Genomic DNA, 18,606 nt, shown 5'->3' with positions numbered 1-18,606 from the left:
CAAAGGAGGACCGATGCGATATAGCCGCGATATGCATGGATATGGGGCCACACCGCCCAACCCGAACTGGCCCGGCGGTGCGAAAATCGCGGTGCAATTCGTCGTCAATTACGAGGAAGGCGGCGAAAATAGCATTGAGCATGGGGATCAGGCGTCCGAGGCGTTTTTGTCCGAAATCGTCGGCGCGCAGGCGTGGCCCGGACAGCGGCATTGGAACATGGAGTCGATCTACGACTATGGCGCGCGGGCCGGGTTCTGGCGCCTGCACCGGATCTTCACCGGCTCGGATGTAAAGCCGACCGTCTACGGCGTGGCCACCGCGCTCGCCCGCTCGCCTGCGCAGGTCGCGGCGATGAAGGCTGCGGATTGGGAGATCGCGAGCCACGGCCTGAAATGGATCGAATATAAGGACGTGCCGCGCGATCAGGAGAAGGCGCATCTTGATGAGGCGATCCGGCTTCATACTGAAGTGACCGGGGCGCGCCCGCTGGGCTTCTATCTCGGGCGGGCGTCGATGAATACGGTGTCGCTCGCAAGCGAGGAGGGCGGGTTCCTCTATATTTCCGACACTTATGATGACGATCTGCCCTATTGGCGCGGGGAGCAACTGGTCATCCCCTATACGCTCGACGCCAATGACATGCGGTTCGCCACGGCTCAGGGGTTCAACTCCGGAGAGCAGTTCTTCGCCTATCTGCGCGATGCCTTCGATATGCTTTATGCGGAAGGTGAGGCGGGCCAGCCGAAGATGATGTCGATTGGCCTCCATTGCCGTCTCGCTGGCCGTCCGGGCCGTGCGTTGGCGGTCCAGAAATTCATCGAATATGCGCGCGGTCACGACGATGTCTGGTTCCCCCGCCGGATCGATATCGCGCGGCATTGGCATGAGCATCACCCGCCGCAGAGCCGCACCCGGCCGTCCGAGATGGAACGTGACGCCTTTGTCGAGACATTCGGCGGCATTTATGAACATTCCGCCTTCCTCGCCGAACGTGCCTATGACGGCGAGCTTGGTCCCGCCCATGACACGGCGGTCGGCATGGCCTCGGCGCTGACCCGGCAGTTTCGCGCGGCGAGTCGAGAGGAGCGGCTTGGTGTGCTCACGGCGCACCCCGATCTGGCGGGCAAACTGGCGGCGGCCAAGCGCCTCACGGCGGAGTCGACAGCGGAGCAGGCGAGCGCGGGTCTGGATGCGCTCACCGATGAGGAGCGCACGCGGTTTACCGAACTCAACGATGCCTACACGGCGAAGCACGGCTTCCCTTTCATTATCGCGGTGCGGGATCACGACAAGGCAAGTATTTTGAAGAACTTCGAAGAGCGCGTTGAAAACGGTACGGAAACCGAATTCGAGACGGCGGCGAAGCAGGTCGAGCGGATCGCTGAGTTGCGCCTGAAGGAGATCCTGCCATGACGACTCCTCCCATACCCTTTGGTGGCCCGCTCTGCGGTCTGCCGGGGCAGGACCAGCTGACCACGGACACGGCGGTGTTTACCAATGCCTATGCGGTGATCCCGGCCTCTGTGATGCGCGATATTGTCGCGAGCTACCTGCCGAACTGGGAGGGGATGCGCATGTGGGTACTGGCCCGCCCTCTCACAGGATTTGCGGAAACCTTCTCGCAATATGTGGTGGAACTCTCGCCCGGCGGCGGGTCCGATCTGCCGGAAAGTGACGAGGATGCGCAGGCGGCGCTGTTCGTCACGGCGGGGGAAATCACGCTGCGCTGCGGCGAGGAGACCGCGACCCTGCGGCAGGGCGGATTTGCCTATGTGCCGTCCGGCTCCGACTGGGCCGTGCGCAATGAGGGCGAGGGCAAGGCGGTGTTTCACTGGATCCGCAAGCGTTACAAAAGCTGTGCAGGGCAGGGCAAGCCGGAGTTTTTCACCGTCCATGAGCAGGACATTCCGCCCGCCGAGATGCCTGAGACCGAAGGGGCTTGGGCGACGACGCGCTTTGTCGATCCCGACGATCTGCGCCACGACATGCATGTGACCATCGTGACCTTCAAACCCGGCGGCTCGATCCCCTTTGCTGAGACGCATGTGATGGAACACGGGCTTTTCGTGCTTCAGGGCAAGGCGGTGTATCGGCTCAATCGCGACTGGGTTGAGGTCGGGCCGGGCGATTTTATGTGGCTCCGCGCCTTCTGCCCGCAAGCCTGCTATGCGGGCGGACCTGGGACGTTCCGCTACCTGCTCTATAAAGACGTGAACCGCCACGCGCCGCTTGATGGCTCGATCAGCGGACAGCTTCAGGGGACGATGCGCTGATGGATCGGTCTCGCCACCTCGTCGCCCAGCCCCTCACCGCGGAGGGCTTCGCGCCATTTGGCGAGATCATTCAGCGCCGTGATGCGCCCTCAAAGGTCATCAATCGCGGCATGTGCGACCGGCATCATGCGCTCGCCTCGGTCGAACTGAGCGGCGAAGGCACGGCGGTCATCAATATTTTCCACGGGCGGCCTTACACGGTGCCGCTCATGCTCGATCTGATGGAGCGCCACCCGCTCGGCAGCCAGTGTTTCGTGCCGCTCGGCCCGCATCCATGGCTCGCGGTGGTGGCGCATGACGACGGCGGCAAACCCGGCACGCCGCATCCCTTTCTGGTGCCACCCGGCATCGGCCTTAATTACCCGCGCGGCCTGTGGCACGCGGTTCTGACGACGCTCTATGAGGAGGCGGATTTCCTCGTCATAGACCGGGACGGCCCCGGCAATAATCTGGAAGAATATAATATGGAAACGCCTTGGCAGATTTCCCTTCCAAATCAACACGGAGAGTAAGAAGTATGGCCGCAGATAGCGCGATAGGAACCCCCGAACAGCTACGAGATCCCGACTACATGCCGCCGCTGGCAAAGGCGGTACCGCTTGGCATCCAGCATGTGCTGGCGATGTTTGTCTCCAACGTGACCCCTGCCATTATCGTCGCCGGTGCGGCGGGTTTTGGCTTCGGCTCGGGCTCCCCGGATTTCCCGCTGCTGATTTACATGATCCAGGCGTCAATGCTCTTTGCCGGGATCGCGACGCTGTTTCAGACCATCGGGTTCGGCCCGGTCGGGGCGCGTCTGCCGATCGTGCAGGGCACCAGCTTTGCCTTCCTCCCGGTGATGGTGCCGGTCGTCGCTGGCGGCGGCACTGAGGCCATGGGCGGGCTGATGGCGGCGGTCGTCATTGGCGGGGTCTTCCACGCCTTCCTCGCCACGCAGATCGGCAAAATCCGCTTTGCGCTCCCGCCGCTCGTCACCGGGCTGATCGTGACGCTGATCGGCCTCGCGCTCGTCAAAGTCGGCATCCAATATGCCGCGGGCGGTGTGCCGAAAATCGGGACGCCCGAATATGGCAGTCTGAAAAGCTGGTCCGTGGCGCTGGTGGTTCTCTTCACCACGCTTGGCCTGAAGTTTTTCGCCAAGGGGATGCTGTCCGTCGCGGCGGTCCTGATCGGCCTGATCGCGGGCTATATCTACGCGTTCTTCCTCGGCATGGTGGATTTCTCCGCGGTTGGCAACGCCGCTGTCGTCGCGCCGCCGCAACTGCTGCCTTTCGGGTTCCGCATCGATCCGGCGGCGATCATCGGCATGTGCCTGCTGGCCTTTGTCTCCGCCGTGGAGACAGTCGGCGATGTGACTGCGATCTGTAAAGGGGGCGCACAGCGTGAAGCAACGGATAAGGAAATCACTGGTGCCACTTGGGCGGACGGTCTTGGCAGCGCTGTGGCCGGGTTCTTCGGCACGCTTCCGAACACGTCCTTCTCGCAGAATGTCGGCCTGATCGCGATCACCGGCGTGATGAGCCGCTGGGTTGTGACCATCGGCGCGGTCTTCCTGATCCTCTGCGGCTTTCTGCCCAAGGTCGGCGCGGCGATCTCGACCATGCCCATCGAAGTGCTGGGCGGCGGCGTGATCGTGATGTTCGGCATGGTGGTCGCCTCGGGCGTCTCCATGCTCGCCGATGTGGAGTGGAACCGCCGGAACATGGTGATCTTCGGGATCGCGATTTCGGTCGGGCTGGGGCTTCAGCTTGAGCCGGGCGCGGTCCAGCATCTGCCGAAAACGGCGGCGGTGCTGATGACCTCGGGCCTGCTGCCCGCAGCCTTCATCGCGATTTTCCTGAACCTACTCTTGCCGGATGAGTTGCCTGCTGAGGCGACCGAAGAGGTGTCGGGCGGCATGTCGGGCAAGAAATAAGAGAAATAATCGGCCTGGCCGATGGGAAAAGGGGCGCCCTCGAAGGCGCCCCTTTTTTGGTTTATTCGCCGCCGAAGAAGGCGAAGCGGATGACGAAGAGCGCCGCCACCAGCCATGTCGCCGGATGCACATCCCGCGCCTGACCGCTGAGCGCCTTGATCACCGCATAGGAGATGAAGCCGCAAGCCAGACCATTCGCGATAGAATAGGTGAAGGGCATCATCAGCGCCGTGATCGCGGCGGGCGTGGCTTCGGTCACATCGTCCCAAGAGACGTTGACCAGCTCGCGCATCATCAGACAGGCGACGTAGAGCAGTGCCGGAGCAGTGGCGACCGCCGGGACCGAGCCTGCGAGCGGCGCGAAGAAGAGCGCCAGCAGGAACAGGACCGCGACGACGACGGCGGTCAGGCCCGTACGCCCGCCCGCCTGCACGCCCGAGGCGCTTTCGACATAAGCCGTGGTCGAGGAGGTGCCTAGCGCGGAGCCTGCGAGGATCGCAGAGCTGTCCGCCAGAAGGGCGCGACCAAGGCGCGGATTGTCCTCGGGCTTGTCGCCTTCGAGAAGACCGGCGCGGCTCGCAACCCCGATCAGCGTGCCGGTCGCGTCGAAGACTTCGACGAGCACGAAGACCAGCACAACCTGAAAGATCCCGGCACTGAGCGCGCCCATGATGTCGAGTTGCAAGAAGGTCGGTGCCATGGAGGGCGGCATGGAGAGGATCCCGCCAAACTCGCTTGCGCCTATGATGATCGACATGGCGGTGATGATCAGGATGCCGATGAGGATCGCGCCAGTCACCCGCATCGCCGCGAGTGCCGCGATGATGAAAAAGCCAAGGATCGCGAGAAGCGGACCGGTGGCCGTCATGTCGCCAAGCGCCAGATAGGTGGCCGGATTGTCCACAACGATCCCGGCGCTGGTCAGCGCGATGAGCGCCAGAAAGAGGCCGATACCGGCGGCAATGGCATAGCGCATGGAGGACGGAATCCCGGCGATCAACCAGCGGCGGACACCCGTGACGGTCAGCAGCAAGAAGATCACACCAGAGATAAACACCGCGCCGAGCGCCTGCTGCCATGTGAACCCCATGGCGCCAACCACGGTGAAGGCAAAGAAGGCGTTCAGGCCCATGCCGGGGGCCATCCCGATCGGCCAGTTCGCGAGCAGACCCATGATGAGCGAGCCGAGCGCAGCGGCCAGGCAGGTTGCGACAAAGACCGCGTCGCGATCCATACCGGTGGTGGACAGGATGTCCGGGTTGACGAAGATGATATAGGCCATCGTCAGGAAGGTCGTGACCCCCGCGATGATCTCGGTGCGCGGCGTGGTGCCGTGCGCCTCCAGTTTAAAGAATTTTTCCAACATTTTTATTGTTCCCCGCTGTCAGTGTCTTATGACACTAGTTTGTGTGCGCTTTTTCTGGAATACTTTCAAAGAATTTTTGAAAAGCTTCCCTGCGGTTTTGCCCCTTACAGTCGCGCCTTTGCGGGCGTAAGCTGCGAAGAAAGGCCGAAAAGGCCACAGGGAGATTGTGATGAGCGATGTGCAGACGCGGCGCGAGATGCGCCTGCTTCTCAATGACCAGCCAATCACGCTGCGCGAGGTCGCGAGCCGTGACACGCTGCTGGATTTCTTGCGGATCGAGCGGCGGTTGAAAGGCACGAAAGAGGGCTGCGCCGAGGGCGATTGCGGGGCCTGTACGGTGCTGGTCGGGCAGTTTCGGGGCGGCGCGCTGGTCTATGAGCCGGTGAATGCCTGCATCCGCCTGCTGCCGACGCTCGATAGCTGTCACGTGGTCACGGTCGAGCATCTGGCGGAGCCGGGCGGCGCGCTCAACCCGGTGCAGGAGGCGATGGTCAAGCTGCATGGCAGCCAATGCGGGTTCTGCACGCCGGGCATCGTGGTGACGCTTTTCGCGCTTCTGATGAACGTGCCGGACCCGTCTGTCGACCAGATCGAGGAAGCGCTTCAAGGCAATCTCTGCCGCTGCACCGGCTACGGCCCGATCATTGCTGCCGCGCAGGAGGCGGCACGTGAGGGCGGCGTCGCGGCGCGGCTGGAGTCGCAGCGGGAGGCGGTGTCGGCGCAGCTTCATAACTGGGCTGACGGCGCGCGCGTGGAAGTTGAGCGGGACGGCGACCGGGCTATTTTGCCTGCCTCCGTCGATGATTTCGCGGCTGTTTACGAAGCCCATCCGGACGCGACCATTGTCGCCGGGGCCACCGATGTCGGCCTCTGGATCACCAAATTCCTGAAGGATATTTCTCCCGCGATCTTCATCGCGCATCTTGATGACTTGCGCCAGATGGAGGTGTCAGGCGGGAAACTGACTCTCGGCGCGGGCGCGAGCTACACTGATTGTCAGGCGCTTTTGGCGGAGCATTTCCCGCATCTCGGCCCGTTCTGGGCGCGGATCGCGGGCTGGCAGGTGCGCAATATGGGCACGGTTGGCGGGAACATCGCCAATGGCTCGCCGATTGGCGACACGCCGCCGACGCTGATCGCGCTCGGCGCAACGCTCACCTTGCGCAAGGGCGATGCGCGGCGGACGATCCCGCTGGAGGATTTCTTCATCGATTATGGCAAGCAGGACCGCGCCAAAGGCGAGTTTGTTGAGGCCATCCATATCCCGCTTCCGAATGAGACCGCGCGAAGCGGCGCTTACAAGATTTCCAAGCGGCGCGAGTCGGAGATTTCGTCGGTCTGCGGGGCGATCACCGTGGAGGTTGAGGGGGACACCATCACTTCCGCGCGGATCGCTTTTGGCGGTATGGCAGCGACCCCGAAACGTGCGCGCCACGCAGAAACCGCGCTGAAAGGCCAGCCGTGGCATGAGGATACTGTCCGCGCCGCGATGGACGCGATCGCCAAGGATTACGACCCGATTTCCGACCACCGCGCCAGCGCCGAATACCGCGCCGACGTTGCCGCCAATCTGCTCATGCGGTTCTGGCTGGAGCAAGGGGGCAGCGACGTGCGGCTCATCCGGGAGGCAGCAGAATGAACATGATCAAGGGGGGCGTTCACCAACCGCAGCGCCATGACAGCGGCCATAAACACGTCACCGGCGGCGCGGAATATACCGACGATATCCCCGAGCCGCATGGCACCTTGCACGCCTGCCTCGGCCTTTCTGAAGCGGCCCATGCGAAGATCGCGGCGATGGATCTGAGCGCCGTGCGCGCGGCGCCGGGCGTGGTCGATGTGCTGCTTGGAGCGGACATGCCGGGGCATAATGATGTCTCGCCAACCGGCAAACATGACGATCCGGTTCTCGCCGAAGGCATGGTCGAATTCTGGGGGCAACCGATCTTCTGCGTCCTTGCGACAAGCCGCGATGCGGCACGGCGGGCGGCGAAGCTGGCGAAGGTCGAGTATGAGCCGCTGCCCCATGTCACCGATGTCGGCGACGCGCTGGCGCAGGACGGCCCGCATGTAACGGAGCCGCTCACGCTTCAGCGCGGCGATGTGGCGCCCGCCTTGGCGGACGCACCGCATCAGCTCAGCGGCGAAATGCGTGTCGGCGGGCAGGATCATTTCTACCTCGAAGGCCATATCGCCTTCGCCATTCCGGGCGAGGATGACGAGGTGAAGGTTTATTCCTCCACCCAGCACCCGTCCGAAGTGCAGCATATGGTGGCCCATGTTCTCGGCGTGCCGACCGGGGCCGTGACCATCGAAGTGCGCCGGATGGGCGGCGGCTTTGGCGGCAAGGAAACGCAGCCGAACCTGTTCGCGGCGCTGGCGGCCGTCGCGGCGAAAAAGCATGGTGTTCCGGTGAAGATCCGGCCCGACCGCGACGACGATATGACCGCCACTGGCAAGCGCCATGATTTCCTCAACCGCTACACCGTCGGCTATAACGAGACGGGCCGCATCCTTGCGGTGGAGGGCGAGCTTGCCGCGCGCTGCGGCTTCTCGGCGGACCTCTCCGGCCCCGTGACCGACCGCGCGCTCTTCCATGCAGACAATGCGTATTTCTACCCGGCGGTGCATCTGCAATCCCGCCCGATGAAAACGAACACGGTGTCGAACACGGCGTTTCGCGGCTTTGGCGGGCCTCAGGGCTTGCTTATGGCCGAGCGGATTTGCGAGGAAATCGGCTATAAACTTGGCAAAGACCCGCTGGAGATACGTCGTGCCAATTTCTACGGGCAGCACGGCGATGTGACGCCCTATCACCAGACGGTGCGGGACAATATCATTGGCCGGATCGTCGATCAGCTTGAGGAGAGTTCCGACTATCAGGCGCGGCGCAAGGCGGTGTTTGCGCATAACGACAAGCGCGGCGTGATCCGCAAAGGGATCGCGCTGACGCCGGTGAAATTCGGCATCTCCTTCACGGCGACCTGGTACAATCAGGCGGGCGCGCTCATCCATATTTATCGCGATGGCTCGATCCATTTGAACCATGGCGGGACCGAGATGGGGCAGGGCCTCAACACCAAGGTCGCGCAGGTCGTGGCGGACTGTTTTCAGGTGGACCTGAACCACGTCCGCATCACGGCAACGACCACGGGCAAGGTGCCGAACACCTCGGCGACGGCGGCGTCCTCGGGCTCCGATCTCAACGGCATGGCGGCGCAGGACGCGGCGCTCACCCTGCGCGGGCGGCTGGAGGACTTCGCCGCCGATCACTGGGGTGTGCCGAAAGACCAGATCGCGTTTGAGCCGAACCATGTGCGTGTCGGCAACCAGCTTCTGCCCTTTGAGGAGGTGATCGAAGCGGCCTATCTCGCGCGCATCCACCTCTCGGCAACCGGTTTCTATAAAACGCCGGACATTCACTGGGATCGCAGCACTGGGAAGGGCAACCCCTTCTATTATTTCGCTTATGGCGCGGCGGTGAGCGAGGTCTCCATCGACACGCTGACCGGCGAATATCATGTGGACCGAGTGGACATTCTCCATGATTGCGGCCGCTCGCTGAACCCTGCCGTCGATATCGGGCAGATCGAAGGCGGGTTCATTCAGGGGATGGGCTGGCTGACGACCGAGGAGTTGGTCTGGGACGACAAGGGGCAGCTTAAGACACATGCGCCCTCGACCTATAAAATCCCGCTCGCCTCGGATCGACCGCGCGTGATGAACATCGCGCTGGCGGATTGGTCGGAGAACCCCAAGCCGACGATCCGGCGCTCGAAAGCCGTGGGCGAGCCGCCCTTTATGTTGGCAAGTTCGGTGCTGGAAGCGCTCTCCATGGCGGTGGCGTCCGAGGCGGATTACAAGATATGTCCGCAACTCGATGCGCCCGCGACGCCGGAGCGCGTGTTGATGGCGGTGAAGCGGATGCGCGGGCAGAATGGCTGACGAGACGCAGCGCGCGATCAAGGTGACGCTCGCCAAGGTGGACGGCTCCGCGCCGCGCGAGGAGGGCGCCGCGATGCTGGTTTTCGCGGACCGCATCGATGGCACGATTGGTGGCGGCGCGCTGGAATTCGAGGCGATCAAATCGGCGCGCGACATGCTCCTTTCCGGCGAGACCGCGCGCGAGATCACGCGCAGCCTTGGCCCCGAGATCGGGCAATGCTGCGGCGGACGTGTGACTGTCAGCCTTGTGCAAAGTGAGGCGGAAGACGCGCCGCGCGCCGTTTCGCCGCAGGTGCTGATTTTCGGGGCGGGTCATGTCGGGCGGGCCGTTGCGCGGACGCTGGAGCCGCTGCCGCTGACCCCGATCCTGATCGACCCGCGCGCTGAGGAAATGGCGCGGTATGAGGGCGGCGCCGAGACGCGCCTGACGCCGCTGCCGGAGGCTGAACTCGACACCGCGCCCGAGGATGCCGCGATCCTCATCGTCACTCACGACCATGGCCTGGATTTCCTGATCGGTATGGAGGCGCTGAAACGGGGATTCCCCTATGTCGGCATGATCGGCTCCGCGACCAAACGCGCGATTTTCGCCCGGCAGTGCCGCGAGGCCGGGGTGGATGACAGCGCGCTGATCTGTCCCATAGGCGCGTCCGGCTATGGCGATAAGCGGCCCGAAGTGATCGCCGCCTTTGTCGCGACCGAAATTTTGCTACGCCTTAGCCCGGCGATTGGAGGAGGGTCATGACCGAGTTTATCCTGCGCGGGCGTCTCTTGGACTTCACACGCAAACCCGAAGGCCCCGAGGACACCACCGCGCATCGCTATGTCGAGGACGGCGCGCTGCTGATCCGGGATGGCAAGATCGTAGCGCGCGGTGACTACGCTAACATCGCGCAGGAAGGCGTGGAGGTCGTCGACCACCGCCCGCATCTGATCCTCCCCGGCTTCATCGACACGCATCTGCATTTCCCGCAGGTGCAGGTGATCGGCAGTTGGGGCGCGCAACTGCTTGACTGGCTCAACACCTACACTTTCCCAGCCGAGCTCGCCTTTGCCGATGCCGACCACGCCCGCGAAATGGCGACCGCGTTTTTCGACCTGCTCACCGCTCACGGCACGACGACGCCGGTGGCGTTCTGCTCGGTTCATCCCGTTTCCGCCGAGGCCTATTTCACCGAAGCCGCGCGCCGCGATATGGCGGTGATTGGAGGCAAGGTGATGATGGATCGCAACGCCCCGGACGGCCTGACCGACACGCCCGAGCGCGGCTATGACGAGACCAAAGCGCTGATCGAGAAGTGGCACGGCAAGGGCCGCGCCGAGGTGGCGATCACACCGCGTTTCGCGATCACCTCAACGCCTGCGCAGCTTAAGGCTGCGGGCGCGCTGGCGCAGGAATTCCCGGATTGTCCGATACAGACGCATCTGTCGGAAAATCACGATGAGATTGCCTTCACGGCGGAGCTTTACCCCGAGGCGCGGGATTATTTCGACATTTACCAGCGCTACGGCCTCGCCGGGCCGAAGAGCCTATTCGGCCACGCGATTCATCTGACCGACCGCGAGCGCAGCGCCATTGCGGAGACGGACTCGGTCGCCGTGTTCTGCCCCACCTCGAACCTCTTTCTCGGCAGCGGTCTTTTTGATCGCGATGGGCTGGAGGGCGCTGGTGTGCGCACCGCGATTGCGACGGATATTGGCGGTGGGACCAGCTATTCGATGCTCCGCACCATGGATGAGGGCTACAAGGTGCTGCAACTGAACGGGCAGAAACTGCATCCGTTTGAGAGCTATTACTGGTCCACCCGCGGCAATGCCGAGGCGCTTGGCAAGTTGTCGGAGATCGGCACGCTGGAGGTTGGCAGCGCAGCGGATGTGGTGGTGCTCGATGCCGCAGCCACCCCGGCCATGGCGCTGCGCATGGCGGCGGCGGAGACACTGGCTGAGGAGCTGTTTATCCTGCAAACTCTGGGCGATGACCGCGCCGTTGCACAGACCTATGTGGCGGGCACGGCGCAGAAAAATGTGTCGGTAGGCTAGGGGTTAGCCGCCGAAAACCATCAGAATCAGGGGGAGCGTCAGCACGGCGAGCAGCGTCTGCGCGGTGATGATCCCGGCCATGAACGCGCCGTCGCCGCTGAGTTGTTTGGTCAGCACGTAAGAGGTCGGTGCGGTCGGGATCGCGGAGAAAACGATCAGGACCAGCGCTTCGGTGCCGCTGAGGCCGAACAGCCGCCCGACGAGAAAGGCGAGGCAGGGCATCAGGAGCAAGCGGGCCACGCCGCTGGCGGCCAAAGCGCGGCTGTCATGGCGCAGGCTCGCCGGTTGCAGCGCCGCGCCGACGCAGAGCAGGCCGAGCGGCAAGCTCCCTTGGGCGAGCAGGCCGAAAAACGCGCCGAGACCGAAGGGCAGGCCGATCCCGCTGAGCGCGATGGCGATGCCGAGAAGGCAGGCGAGAATGAGCGGGTTGCGGAGTATGGTTTTGACGAGGAGCCGCCCCTGCTGCTCGCCGGTTTTCTTGGTGAGCGCGATGATGGAGAGGACATTCACCAGCGGCACCGCGATGGCGAGATAGACCGCAGCGCGGGCCACGCCTTCGGACCCGCCAACCGCGGTGATGACCGCGAAGCCGAGATAGGTGTTGAACCGGATCACGCCCTGCAGAATTGGGCCGAACCGCGCGGCAGGCATGGGCCGCGCGCGGCGAAAAAGAAGCGCGAGCCCGGCGGCGATCAGGATGGTGAGGATCGCCGCGCCGCCGAGGCGAAACACCGCTGGGTCGGTCACGGGCGCATTGGCGAGGCTGGAGACGAGCAGCGCCGGGAAGAGGACGAAATAGTTGATTTTATCCGCTGCAGGCCAGAACGCGGTGGAGGGAAATTGGCTGCGTGCGAGGATAAAGCCGAGGCAGATCAACGCGAAAAGGGGCCAGATAGTGATGAGGATCATCGCGTGCGCTTACGGCTTGGGGTGATGGTCATCATGTGCAGTCTCTCCCGAGGGCAAGCGCCGAGCGTCGCCGCAGACCGATCATAGATGCGATCCGGCTTTGGGCAAGGTCGAAAGTCTGGAGTGTTTGGTGGCTATGGAAGACGGAGGAAGGGGCGGCGCGGTCGGTTTTTCGCGCTCGCCATCGACCTGCATTACACCTTCGACCGTCTCAGTCCGGAAGGCGAAGCCCGCCGATCTCGCGAATATGTGCCACAATCTCTTCTGTCCCGCGCTGATCTCTTGCGACCGTCAGCACGTAGGGGCGACCCGCACGGGCAGCGGTCACATCCGCTTCAAGCTGGCCCAAAGAGACACCGACATGCGGTGCGAGGTCGATCTTGTTCACGACGAGAATATCGGAGCGCATCATCGCCGGGCCTTTCTTGCGCGGAATGTCCTGCCCGGCGGCGGTGTCGATCACATAAATGGTCAGATCCGCGAGTTCGGGGCTGAAGGTCGCCGAAAGATTGTCGCCGCCGCTTTCGATGAGGATGATCTCAAGATCAGTGTGCCGGGCGCAAAGCTCGGCCACGCCTGCAAGGTTGATCGACGCATCCTCGCGGATCGCCGTGTGCGGGCAGCCGCCAGTCTCGATCCCCATGATCCGGTCCTCGGGCAGAACCTGCATATGGAGAAGTGCGTCCGCATCCTCCCGCGTGTAAATGTCGTTGGTGATCACGGCGATGGAATGATGCGGGCTGAGGGCGCGGGCGAGGGCGGCGGTCAGGGTCGTTTTGCCAGCGCCGACCGGGCCGCCGATGCCGATGCGAAGAGGGCCGTTTTGGCTCATGTGCGGAAGATCCTTGGGCTGAGCGTTTCGTGCCGCATGGCGGCGATATCTCCGGCGAAACAAGCGGTTGCGATGTCGTCTAGGGTGGTGCCTTCGCTCTCTTTCGCGAGCGATTGGCAGATTTGGGCGAGGCGGTTGAGCATCGCCTGCGCATCGGTTTGGCCAAGCGGCATGAGGCGCTGCGCGGCGGAGATGAGGTTGCCCGCAAAGGCGTGGAGATACATTGAGATTGCCTGGGTCGGCGGTAGGTCGAGCTCTGCGACGCCGATGCCGAAAGCGACGGGATAGGGGCAGTCCGGCAGATCAAGGCCCCAGACATTGCGAAGTTGCGCGCAAAAGGCCGCGCCGAGCTGCTCGGTTTCGAAAAGCCTCTCTTTCGCGCCACTGCGGGCGCGGGCCTCTTCCGCCGCCGCGATTGGATCGCTCATGGCGGCGCGGATCAGCACGGCGTCGATCCAGCCGCCGCCATGGCGTAGGATATCGGTGAGCCAGATATCAAGACTGCCCGCGTCCACCACATCGCCCTGCGCGATGGCTACTTCCAGCCCGTGCGAATAGCTGAACGCGCCAACAGGGAAGGCGGGCGAAAGCCATTGCGCGAGCAGAAGGGTGGCATCAGTGGCTATGGGCATGGGTGCGTCCGTGGCCATAGGCGCCGCCTTCGGGCGTGAAGGGCGCAGTGATGTCGGTGACGGTGGCACCGAGGTGCTTCAGCATCTCGCGGATCACATGGTCGGGCTGGATCAAGAGCCGCTTTGCCTCAACCTGACAAGGTGTGTGACGGTTGCCGATATGCCAAGCGAAGCGGGGCAGATCGCCGGTGATTTCGAGAAGAGGCTCCGGCGCGGCAATGATTTCGATTTGCTGGCCATCCTCCAAGACCAGCGCGCCGCCATGGTCGAGTGAGGTGGTGCGAGGCAGGTCGAGCAGGAAGGTAAGGCCGCTTTCCGTTTCCAGCGTGCGGCGACGGAGAAACCGGCCCTCAAAAGTGAGCGCGATCCGGTCGTCAGCGTCGCCATGCAGATGCGGGTGGTAGTCTCTCGCCGTCAGCATCAGAACATGAAATACCGCTGCGCCATGGGCAGGGTCTCCGCAGGTTGGCAGGTCAAGAGCTCGCCATCGGCGCGGACCTCGTAGGTTTCGGGATGGACCTCGATATGCGGCAACGCGTCGTTCAGCTTGAGATCGCGTTTGGTGATCTTCCGGGTGTTTTTCACTGCGACGGTTTGCTTGGCGAGGCCGAGGCGCGACCGCACATCGTCTGCGGCTTCCGAGACAAAGACAACAGCCGCGTTTTCAACCGCCCGTCCAAAAGCGCCAAACATCGGGCGCGAATAGACGGGCTGCGGCGTCGGGATCGAGGCATTCGGATCGCCCATTTGCGCCATAACGATGGAGCCGCCGAGCAGGACCATCTCCGGCTTCACGCCGAAAAAGGCGGGGTTCCAAAGCACCAGATCGGCGCGTTTGCCGACCTCGATGGAGCCGATTTCGTGAGAAATACCATGCGCAATCGCCGGGTTGATCGTGTATTTCGCGATATAGCGGCGGACGCGAAAATTGTCGTTCTCGCCGGTTTCCTCTGATAGCCGCCCGCGTTGCTTTTTCATCTTGTCGGCGGTTTGCCATGTGCGGATCAGCACCTCGCCAACCCGGCCCATGGCCTGACTGTCCGACGCGATGATTGAGAACGCGCCCATGTCGTGCAGAATATCCTCGGCGGCGATGGTTTCGCGGCGGATGCGACTCTCGGCAAAAGCGATGTCCTCGGGGATTGATTTATCGAGATGGTGGCAAACCATGAGCATGTCGAGATGCTCTTCGAGGGTGTTGACCGTGAAGGGCCGCGTCGGGTTGGTGGAGGAGGGCAGGACATAGTCCTCGCCGCAAATCTTGATGATGTCCGGCGCATGACCGCCGCCCGCGCCTTCGGTGTGGAACGCGTGGATCGTGCGGCCCTTCATCGCCTTCACCGTGTGCTCGACAAAGCCGGATTCGTTGAGCGTGTCCGTGTGGATCATTACCTGCACATCCATCGCGTCCGCCACGGAGAGACAGCAGTCGATGGCGGCGGGAGTGGTGCCCCAATCTTCATGGAGTTTGAGCGCGCAGGCCCCGGCTTTGATCTGCTCCTCCAGCGCGCCGGGAAGCGACGCGTTGCCCTTGCCCGCAAAGGCGAGGTTCATTGGGAAGGCATCGGCCGATTGCAGCATCCGCCCGATATGCCAAGGGCCGGGCGTGCAGGTGGTCGCGAGCGTGCCATGGGCGGGGCCGGTGCCGCCGCCGAGCATGGTGGTGAGGCCGGAATGAAGCGCGTCCTCGATCTGCTGCGGGCAAATGTAATGGATATGGCTGTCGAACCCGCCCGCGGTGAGGATCTTGCCTTCGCCCGCGATAATCTCCGTGCCGGGACCGATGATGATATCGACGCCGGGCTGCGTATCCGGGTTGCCCGCCTTGCCAATGGCGGCGATGCGCCCGTCTTTCAGACCCACATCGGCCTTATAAATCCCGGTATAATCTACGATCAGCGCGTTGGTGATGACTGTATCAAGCGCGCCTTCCGCGCGGGTGGCTTGAGACTGGCCCATTCCGTCGCGGATCACCTTGCCGCCACCGAATTTGACCTCCTCGCCGTAATTCGTGAGATCGCGCTCGACTTGAATGATGAGGTCAGTGTCGGCAAGGCGCAGACGGTCCCCGGTGGTGGGGCCGAACATCGCGGCGTAATCGCCGTGGGAAATCTGGGCGGGCATCAGAGTTCTCCTTCACATTTTGTTTCAAGAAACCTGTTGAACCTCAGCCAATCACGTCTAATATATTGATTTAAAATATATAAAATTGGGAACACTTCGTAATCTACGAAGTGATTGCGAAGGTTCTTGATGACTCGCCCAGAACCGCGGTTAGTGAAGGGGATGCAGATTGAATGAGGATTCAAATGTCCAGCATCGCCTTTTGGCTTCAAGCCGCCGCATACACTACGTTTATGGTCGTCATTCTCGGTCAGTGGCGTGGCTGGTGGTAAGAATGAAGTCATAGTTTGCCCATGATCTCGCCGCTGAAACCGTAGATTTTGCGCGCGCCGCTGATCGGGATCAGGCGGACTTCGCGTCGCTGGCCGGGCTCGAAACGCACGGCGGTGCCTGCAGCGATATCAAGGCGCTGGCCGCGGGCAGCGGTGCGGTCGAAGTCCAACGCCGGGTTGGTCTCGGCGAAGTGGAAATGACTGCCAACCTGAATTGGGCGGTCTCCGGTGTTGGCGACCATCAATGTGGTCGCCTCCCGGTTGCCGTTGAGGATGATATCGCCGGCTGCGGGGAACAGCTCGCCGGGGATCATGCCACGCCCGCTGCGATGGCCGCGCCGCCAAGTGCCGCAATGCCGCCTCCAATGCGGGCCATACGTGGATGGGTGACTGCTATGCCCGCCGCGAGAAGGCCAGCCGTCGCGACAAGGAAGCCTGCGATGAAGCTGCCGCCAAACCCTTCCATGCCGTGGGCGGCGCCATGGGCCAGACCCGCCACCGCGATCACCGGGAAGGCAATGAGGTGCGGGATGCGGAGCGCAAGGCCAGCCGCCGCGCCAAAGACAATCACGGACGCCAAGATGATCGGCTCGATTTGCGGCAGGACGACGCCGTTCATGGCGAGCAGCGCGCCGGTCAGCATCGCTCCGACAAACACCGCCGGATAGCTGCGGCGCGCGCCGGAGAGGCCGGCCCAAAGACCGATGGCGAGGATGGCGAGCAGGTGATCGGCTCCGGTGAGCGGGTGCATAAGGCCCGCCATAAAGCCGCTGTAATGCGCGCCGGTATGGGCGAGCGCGGGGCTGGCGATCAGAAGGAAAACAGGGAGATAACGCATGAAAGGCTCCTTTTAGCGAATGGGGTTGTGAACGGTGACGAGTTTGGTTCCGTCCGGGAACGTGGCTTCGACCTGAATTTCGGGGATCATTTCCGGCACACCCGTCATACAGTCCGCACGGGTGACGATTTCCGCCCCCACCTGCATCATGTCGGCCACCGTGCGGCCATCCCGCGCGCCTTCGACCACCGCATCGGTGATCAGGGCGATGGCTTCGGGATGGTTCAGTTTGACGCCGCGCGCGAGGCGCTTGCGGGCGACTTCCGCGGCCATGGCGATCAGCAATTTGTCTTTTTCACGCGGGGTCAGGTTCATTCAAAGGCTCCAGCAGCGGGGCAGATCGGTGAAGTGGCGCAGCATCGGGATGAGGCTGCGGCGAAGCGCGAACCCGTCTGCCGCGAGCAAGCGCGCCGCAAGCAGGCCGCCGCGCAGAAGCGACACGCCGCCGGTCGCTGGGCAGAGCGCGCGGAGGCGTTCCAGATGGGCCTCGGCGTCCCGGGCGGCGTAGAGAAGTAGAGCCGCTGCGCGGGCACCGCCGCCAATGGCGGGGCGGTCCATGAGCGCGGCGATGTTGCCATCCAGCGCGGTCGTGTCGCGGAAGATCACCTCGCCGTCACGGATGAGCCGCACGTCATCTCGGAACCGGGCGGACGTGACGGTCTCGCCCATATGACTACGGCCAACGATGATCGGCTCGACGAAGAGGAACCGCGCATCGGAGGTGAGGTTTGCGGTGAAGCGGCGGGACACATTCGCGCCGTGGAAGAGGATTGTCTCCTGCGGCAGCCAGTCGAGGCGACCGGCAGGGCCGATGCGCACCTCGCTTTCGATGCGTCCGGTCTCGCCGTCCTGCGCTTTGTAGAGTCGCTCGGCGCCTTGCGTGGTGAGGGTGAGCGCCGCGTTTTCCTGCACCTCGGCGCGAAATTGAAACCGGTCGCCGCCCGTCACGCCGCCGGCGGTGTTGAGGATGATCCCCTCGACATGATCCCGCCGCGGGAAGAGCAACCGCGACGCGCCCTGTTGCTCAAGCCGCGCCAGCGCGCTGCGCCCGTCCCGCGCCTTCACGTCGATATGAAGGCGTCCGATGGCGCGGGGCTGCGTGGATATTTGGGCGGCGACGGTGATGGCGCTCTCCTTCGGCTGTTGTCCTATGGGTAGGAGCGTGGCGCGAAGGGGAACCAGAGTTTCGCCTTTGGGTCCACGCTCATTACAGGTGCTTTGCCTGACATTTCAGCAACCGCTATCGCGATGCACAAAATCTAGTCAGGATGAGAAGATGAGCGGGGAATTCTGTCGTCGGAGCTCTCCGCACCTTGCGATTGATCTGCATTTTGAGCGGAAGAGGCGCGAATGAAGGATGCGGGCCCGACACTCTCTAAAGGTGACTATTTCCACTTCCAATCTCGCCTAAGCGGAGACTCACCAGACACCAAAAACTATCTCGACAAATTTTATTGGG

The 18,606-nt window shown here is 63.2% G+C and carries 18 protein-coding genes; 8 read left to right on the top strand and 10 right to left on the bottom strand.

What is annotated here, in order from left to right; all coding sequences use genetic code 11:
- Positions 1–13: 13 nt before the first annotated feature.
- The 4 genes from puuE to ACMA5I_RS07255 are packed head-to-tail and all read left to right on the top strand — an operon-like array spanning position 14 to position 4,189.
- The gene (puuE, locus tag ACMA5I_RS07270) at positions 14–1,414 is read left to right on the top strand and encodes an allantoinase PuuE (protein ID WP_525885569.1); all 1,401 of its coding nucleotides are present in this window, start codon (positions 14–16) and stop codon (positions 1,412–1,414) included.
- Complete coding sequence (locus tag ACMA5I_RS07265) at positions 1,411–2,274, top strand: bifunctional allantoicase/(S)-ureidoglycine aminohydrolase (protein WP_525885568.1); 864 nt, start codon at positions 1,411–1,413, stop codon at positions 2,272–2,274. The genes puuE and ACMA5I_RS07265 overlap by 4 nt, the downstream gene beginning before the upstream one ends.
- Positions 2,274–2,786, top strand: coding sequence for an ureidoglycolate lyase (locus ACMA5I_RS07260; protein WP_525885567.1), 513 nt, complete (start codon positions 2,274–2,276; stop codon positions 2,784–2,786). The genes ACMA5I_RS07265 and ACMA5I_RS07260 overlap by 1 nt, the downstream gene beginning before the upstream one ends.
- A 5-nt stretch (positions 2,787–2,791) precedes the next feature.
- Entirely contained in the window at positions 2,792–4,189 is a 1,398-nt protein-coding gene (locus ACMA5I_RS07255; RefSeq protein WP_525885566.1) for a uracil-xanthine permease family protein, read from the top strand.
- A gap of 61 nt (positions 4,190–4,250) precedes the next feature.
- Here ACMA5I_RS07255 and ACMA5I_RS07250 read toward each other — a convergent pair whose 3' ends face one another.
- Positions 4,251–5,555, bottom strand: coding sequence for an NCS2 family permease (locus tag ACMA5I_RS07250; RefSeq protein WP_525885565.1), 1,305 nt, complete (start codon positions 5,553–5,555; stop codon positions 4,251–4,253).
- Between the two features lie 169 nt (positions 5,556–5,724).
- Here ACMA5I_RS07250 and xdhA point away from each other — a divergent pair, with 169 nt between their 5' ends.
- From xdhA to guaD, 4 genes are read left to right on the top strand one after another with little or no spacing between them, the layout of a single operon-like run.
- Positions 5,725–7,194, top strand: a complete 1,470-nt coding sequence (gene xdhA, locus ACMA5I_RS07245) for a xanthine dehydrogenase small subunit (protein ID WP_525885564.1) — start codon at positions 5,725–5,727, stop codon at positions 7,192–7,194.
- On the top strand, positions 7,191–9,500 hold the full coding sequence (gene xdhB, locus ACMA5I_RS07240; RefSeq protein ID WP_525885563.1) for a xanthine dehydrogenase molybdopterin binding subunit: 2,310 nt from the start codon (positions 7,191–7,193) through the stop codon (positions 9,498–9,500). The genes xdhA and xdhB overlap by 4 nt, the downstream gene beginning before the upstream one ends.
- A complete protein-coding gene (gene xdhC / locus ACMA5I_RS07235; RefSeq protein ID WP_525885562.1) occupies positions 9,493–10,245 on the top strand; it encodes a xanthine dehydrogenase accessory protein XdhC in 753 nt (250 codons plus the stop codon). Before xdhB ends, xdhC begins: the two co-directional genes overlap by 8 nt.
- Positions 10,242–11,540, top strand: a complete 1,299-nt coding sequence (guaD, locus tag ACMA5I_RS07230; protein ID WP_525885561.1) for a guanine deaminase — start codon at positions 10,242–10,244, stop codon at positions 11,538–11,540. The genes xdhC and guaD overlap by 4 nt, the downstream gene beginning before the upstream one ends.
- 3 nt (positions 11,541–11,543) lie before the next feature.
- Here guaD and ACMA5I_RS07225 read toward each other — a convergent pair whose 3' ends face one another.
- The 9 genes from ACMA5I_RS07225 to ACMA5I_RS07185 all read right to left on the bottom strand — a co-directional run bounded on the left by ACMA5I_RS07225 (position 11,544) and on the right by ACMA5I_RS07185 (position 18,233).
- Positions 11,544–12,449, bottom strand: a complete 906-nt coding sequence (locus ACMA5I_RS07225) for an AEC family transporter (protein ID WP_525885560.1) — start codon at positions 12,447–12,449, stop codon at positions 11,544–11,546.
- A 211-nt stretch (positions 12,450–12,660) separates the two neighbouring features.
- On the bottom strand, positions 12,661–13,281 hold the full coding sequence (gene ureG, locus ACMA5I_RS07220) for an urease accessory protein UreG (RefSeq protein ID WP_525885559.1): 621 nt from the start codon (positions 13,279–13,281) through the stop codon (positions 12,661–12,663).
- Positions 13,278–13,913 (bottom strand): urease accessory protein UreF, encoded by a 636-nt coding sequence (locus ACMA5I_RS07215; RefSeq protein ID WP_525885558.1) that lies wholly within the window; start codon positions 13,911–13,913, stop codon positions 13,278–13,280. Before ACMA5I_RS07215 ends, ureG begins: the two co-directional genes overlap by 4 nt.
- Positions 13,897–14,334, bottom strand: coding sequence for an urease accessory protein UreE (locus ACMA5I_RS07210; RefSeq protein WP_525885557.1), 438 nt, complete (start codon positions 14,332–14,334; stop codon positions 13,897–13,899). Before ACMA5I_RS07210 ends, ACMA5I_RS07215 begins: the two co-directional genes overlap by 17 nt.
- Entirely contained in the window at positions 14,334–16,037 is a 1,704-nt protein-coding gene (ureC, locus tag ACMA5I_RS07205) for an urease subunit alpha (RefSeq protein ID WP_525885556.1), read from the bottom strand. The genes ACMA5I_RS07210 and ureC overlap by 1 nt, the downstream gene beginning before the upstream one ends.
- A 280-nt stretch (positions 16,038–16,317) precedes the next feature.
- Complete coding sequence (locus tag ACMA5I_RS07200) at positions 16,318–16,623, bottom strand: urease subunit beta (protein WP_525885555.1); 306 nt, start codon at positions 16,621–16,623, stop codon at positions 16,318–16,320.
- Positions 16,620–17,147 carry a HupE/UreJ family protein gene (locus tag ACMA5I_RS07195; protein ID WP_525885554.1) on the bottom strand — a complete coding sequence of 176 codons (528 nt, stop codon included), beginning with the start codon at positions 17,145–17,147 and terminating at the stop codon, positions 16,620–16,622. The genes ACMA5I_RS07200 and ACMA5I_RS07195 overlap by 4 nt, the downstream gene beginning before the upstream one ends.
- Before the next feature lie 12 nt (positions 17,148–17,159).
- A complete protein-coding gene (locus ACMA5I_RS07190) occupies positions 17,160–17,462 on the bottom strand; it encodes an urease subunit gamma (RefSeq protein WP_525885553.1) in 303 nt (100 codons plus the stop codon).
- Positions 17,463–18,233, bottom strand: coding sequence for an urease accessory protein UreD (locus tag ACMA5I_RS07185; RefSeq protein WP_525885669.1), 771 nt, complete (start codon positions 18,231–18,233; stop codon positions 17,463–17,465).
- Positions 18,234–18,606: the final 373 nt, after the last annotated feature.

Origin of the sequence: Jujubicoccus corallicola, from assembly GCF_047345645.1 — a bacterium.
Taxonomy (GTDB): Bacteria; Pseudomonadota; Alphaproteobacteria; order Rhodobacterales; family Rhodobacteraceae; genus JBLEFH01.
The sequence above is the reverse complement of the archived record's forward strand: the minus strand, read 5'-3'. Positions and strand labels throughout refer to the sequence as shown.

Coding starts and splice junctions, on each gene's coding strand:
- puuE (WP_525885569.1), top strand. CDS start 14: ATGCGATATAGCCGCGATATGCATGGATATGGGGCCACACCGCCCAAC.
- ACMA5I_RS07265 (WP_525885568.1), top strand. CDS start 1,411: ATGACGACTCCTCCCATACCCTTTGGTGGCCCGCTCTGCGGTCTGCCG.
- ACMA5I_RS07260 (WP_525885567.1), top strand. CDS start 2,274: ATGGATCGGTCTCGCCACCTCGTCGCCCAGCCCCTCACCGCGGAGGGC.
- ACMA5I_RS07255 (WP_525885566.1), top strand. CDS start 2,792: ATGGCCGCAGATAGCGCGATAGGAACCCCCGAACAGCTACGAGATCCC.
- ACMA5I_RS07250 (WP_525885565.1), bottom strand. CDS start 5,555: ATGTTGGAAAAATTCTTTAAACTGGAGGCGCACGGCACCACGCCGCGC.
- xdhA (WP_525885564.1), top strand. CDS start 5,725: ATGAGCGATGTGCAGACGCGGCGCGAGATGCGCCTGCTTCTCAATGAC.
- xdhB (WP_525885563.1), top strand. CDS start 7,191: ATGAACATGATCAAGGGGGGCGTTCACCAACCGCAGCGCCATGACAGC.
- xdhC (WP_525885562.1), top strand. CDS start 9,493: ATGGCTGACGAGACGCAGCGCGCGATCAAGGTGACGCTCGCCAAGGTG.
- guaD (WP_525885561.1), top strand. CDS start 10,242: ATGACCGAGTTTATCCTGCGCGGGCGTCTCTTGGACTTCACACGCAAA.
- ACMA5I_RS07225 (WP_525885560.1), bottom strand. CDS start 12,449: ATGATCCTCATCACTATCTGGCCCCTTTTCGCGTTGATCTGCCTCGGC.
- ureG (WP_525885559.1), bottom strand. CDS start 13,281: ATGAGCCAAAACGGCCCTCTTCGCATCGGCATCGGCGGCCCGGTCGGC.
- ACMA5I_RS07215 (WP_525885558.1), bottom strand. CDS start 13,913: ATGCCCATAGCCACTGATGCCACCCTTCTGCTCGCGCAATGGCTTTCG.
- ACMA5I_RS07210 (WP_525885557.1), bottom strand. CDS start 14,334: ATGCTGACGGCGAGAGACTACCACCCGCATCTGCATGGCGACGCTGAC.
- ureC (WP_525885556.1), bottom strand. CDS start 16,037: ATGCCCGCCCAGATTTCCCACGGCGATTACGCCGCGATGTTCGGCCCC.
- ACMA5I_RS07200 (WP_525885555.1), bottom strand. CDS start 16,623: ATGATCCCCGGCGAGCTGTTCCCCGCAGCCGGCGATATCATCCTCAAC.
- ACMA5I_RS07195 (WP_525885554.1), bottom strand. CDS start 17,147: ATGCGTTATCTCCCTGTTTTCCTTCTGATCGCCAGCCCCGCGCTCGCC.
- ACMA5I_RS07190 (WP_525885553.1), bottom strand. CDS start 17,462: ATGAACCTGACCCCGCGTGAAAAAGACAAATTGCTGATCGCCATGGCC.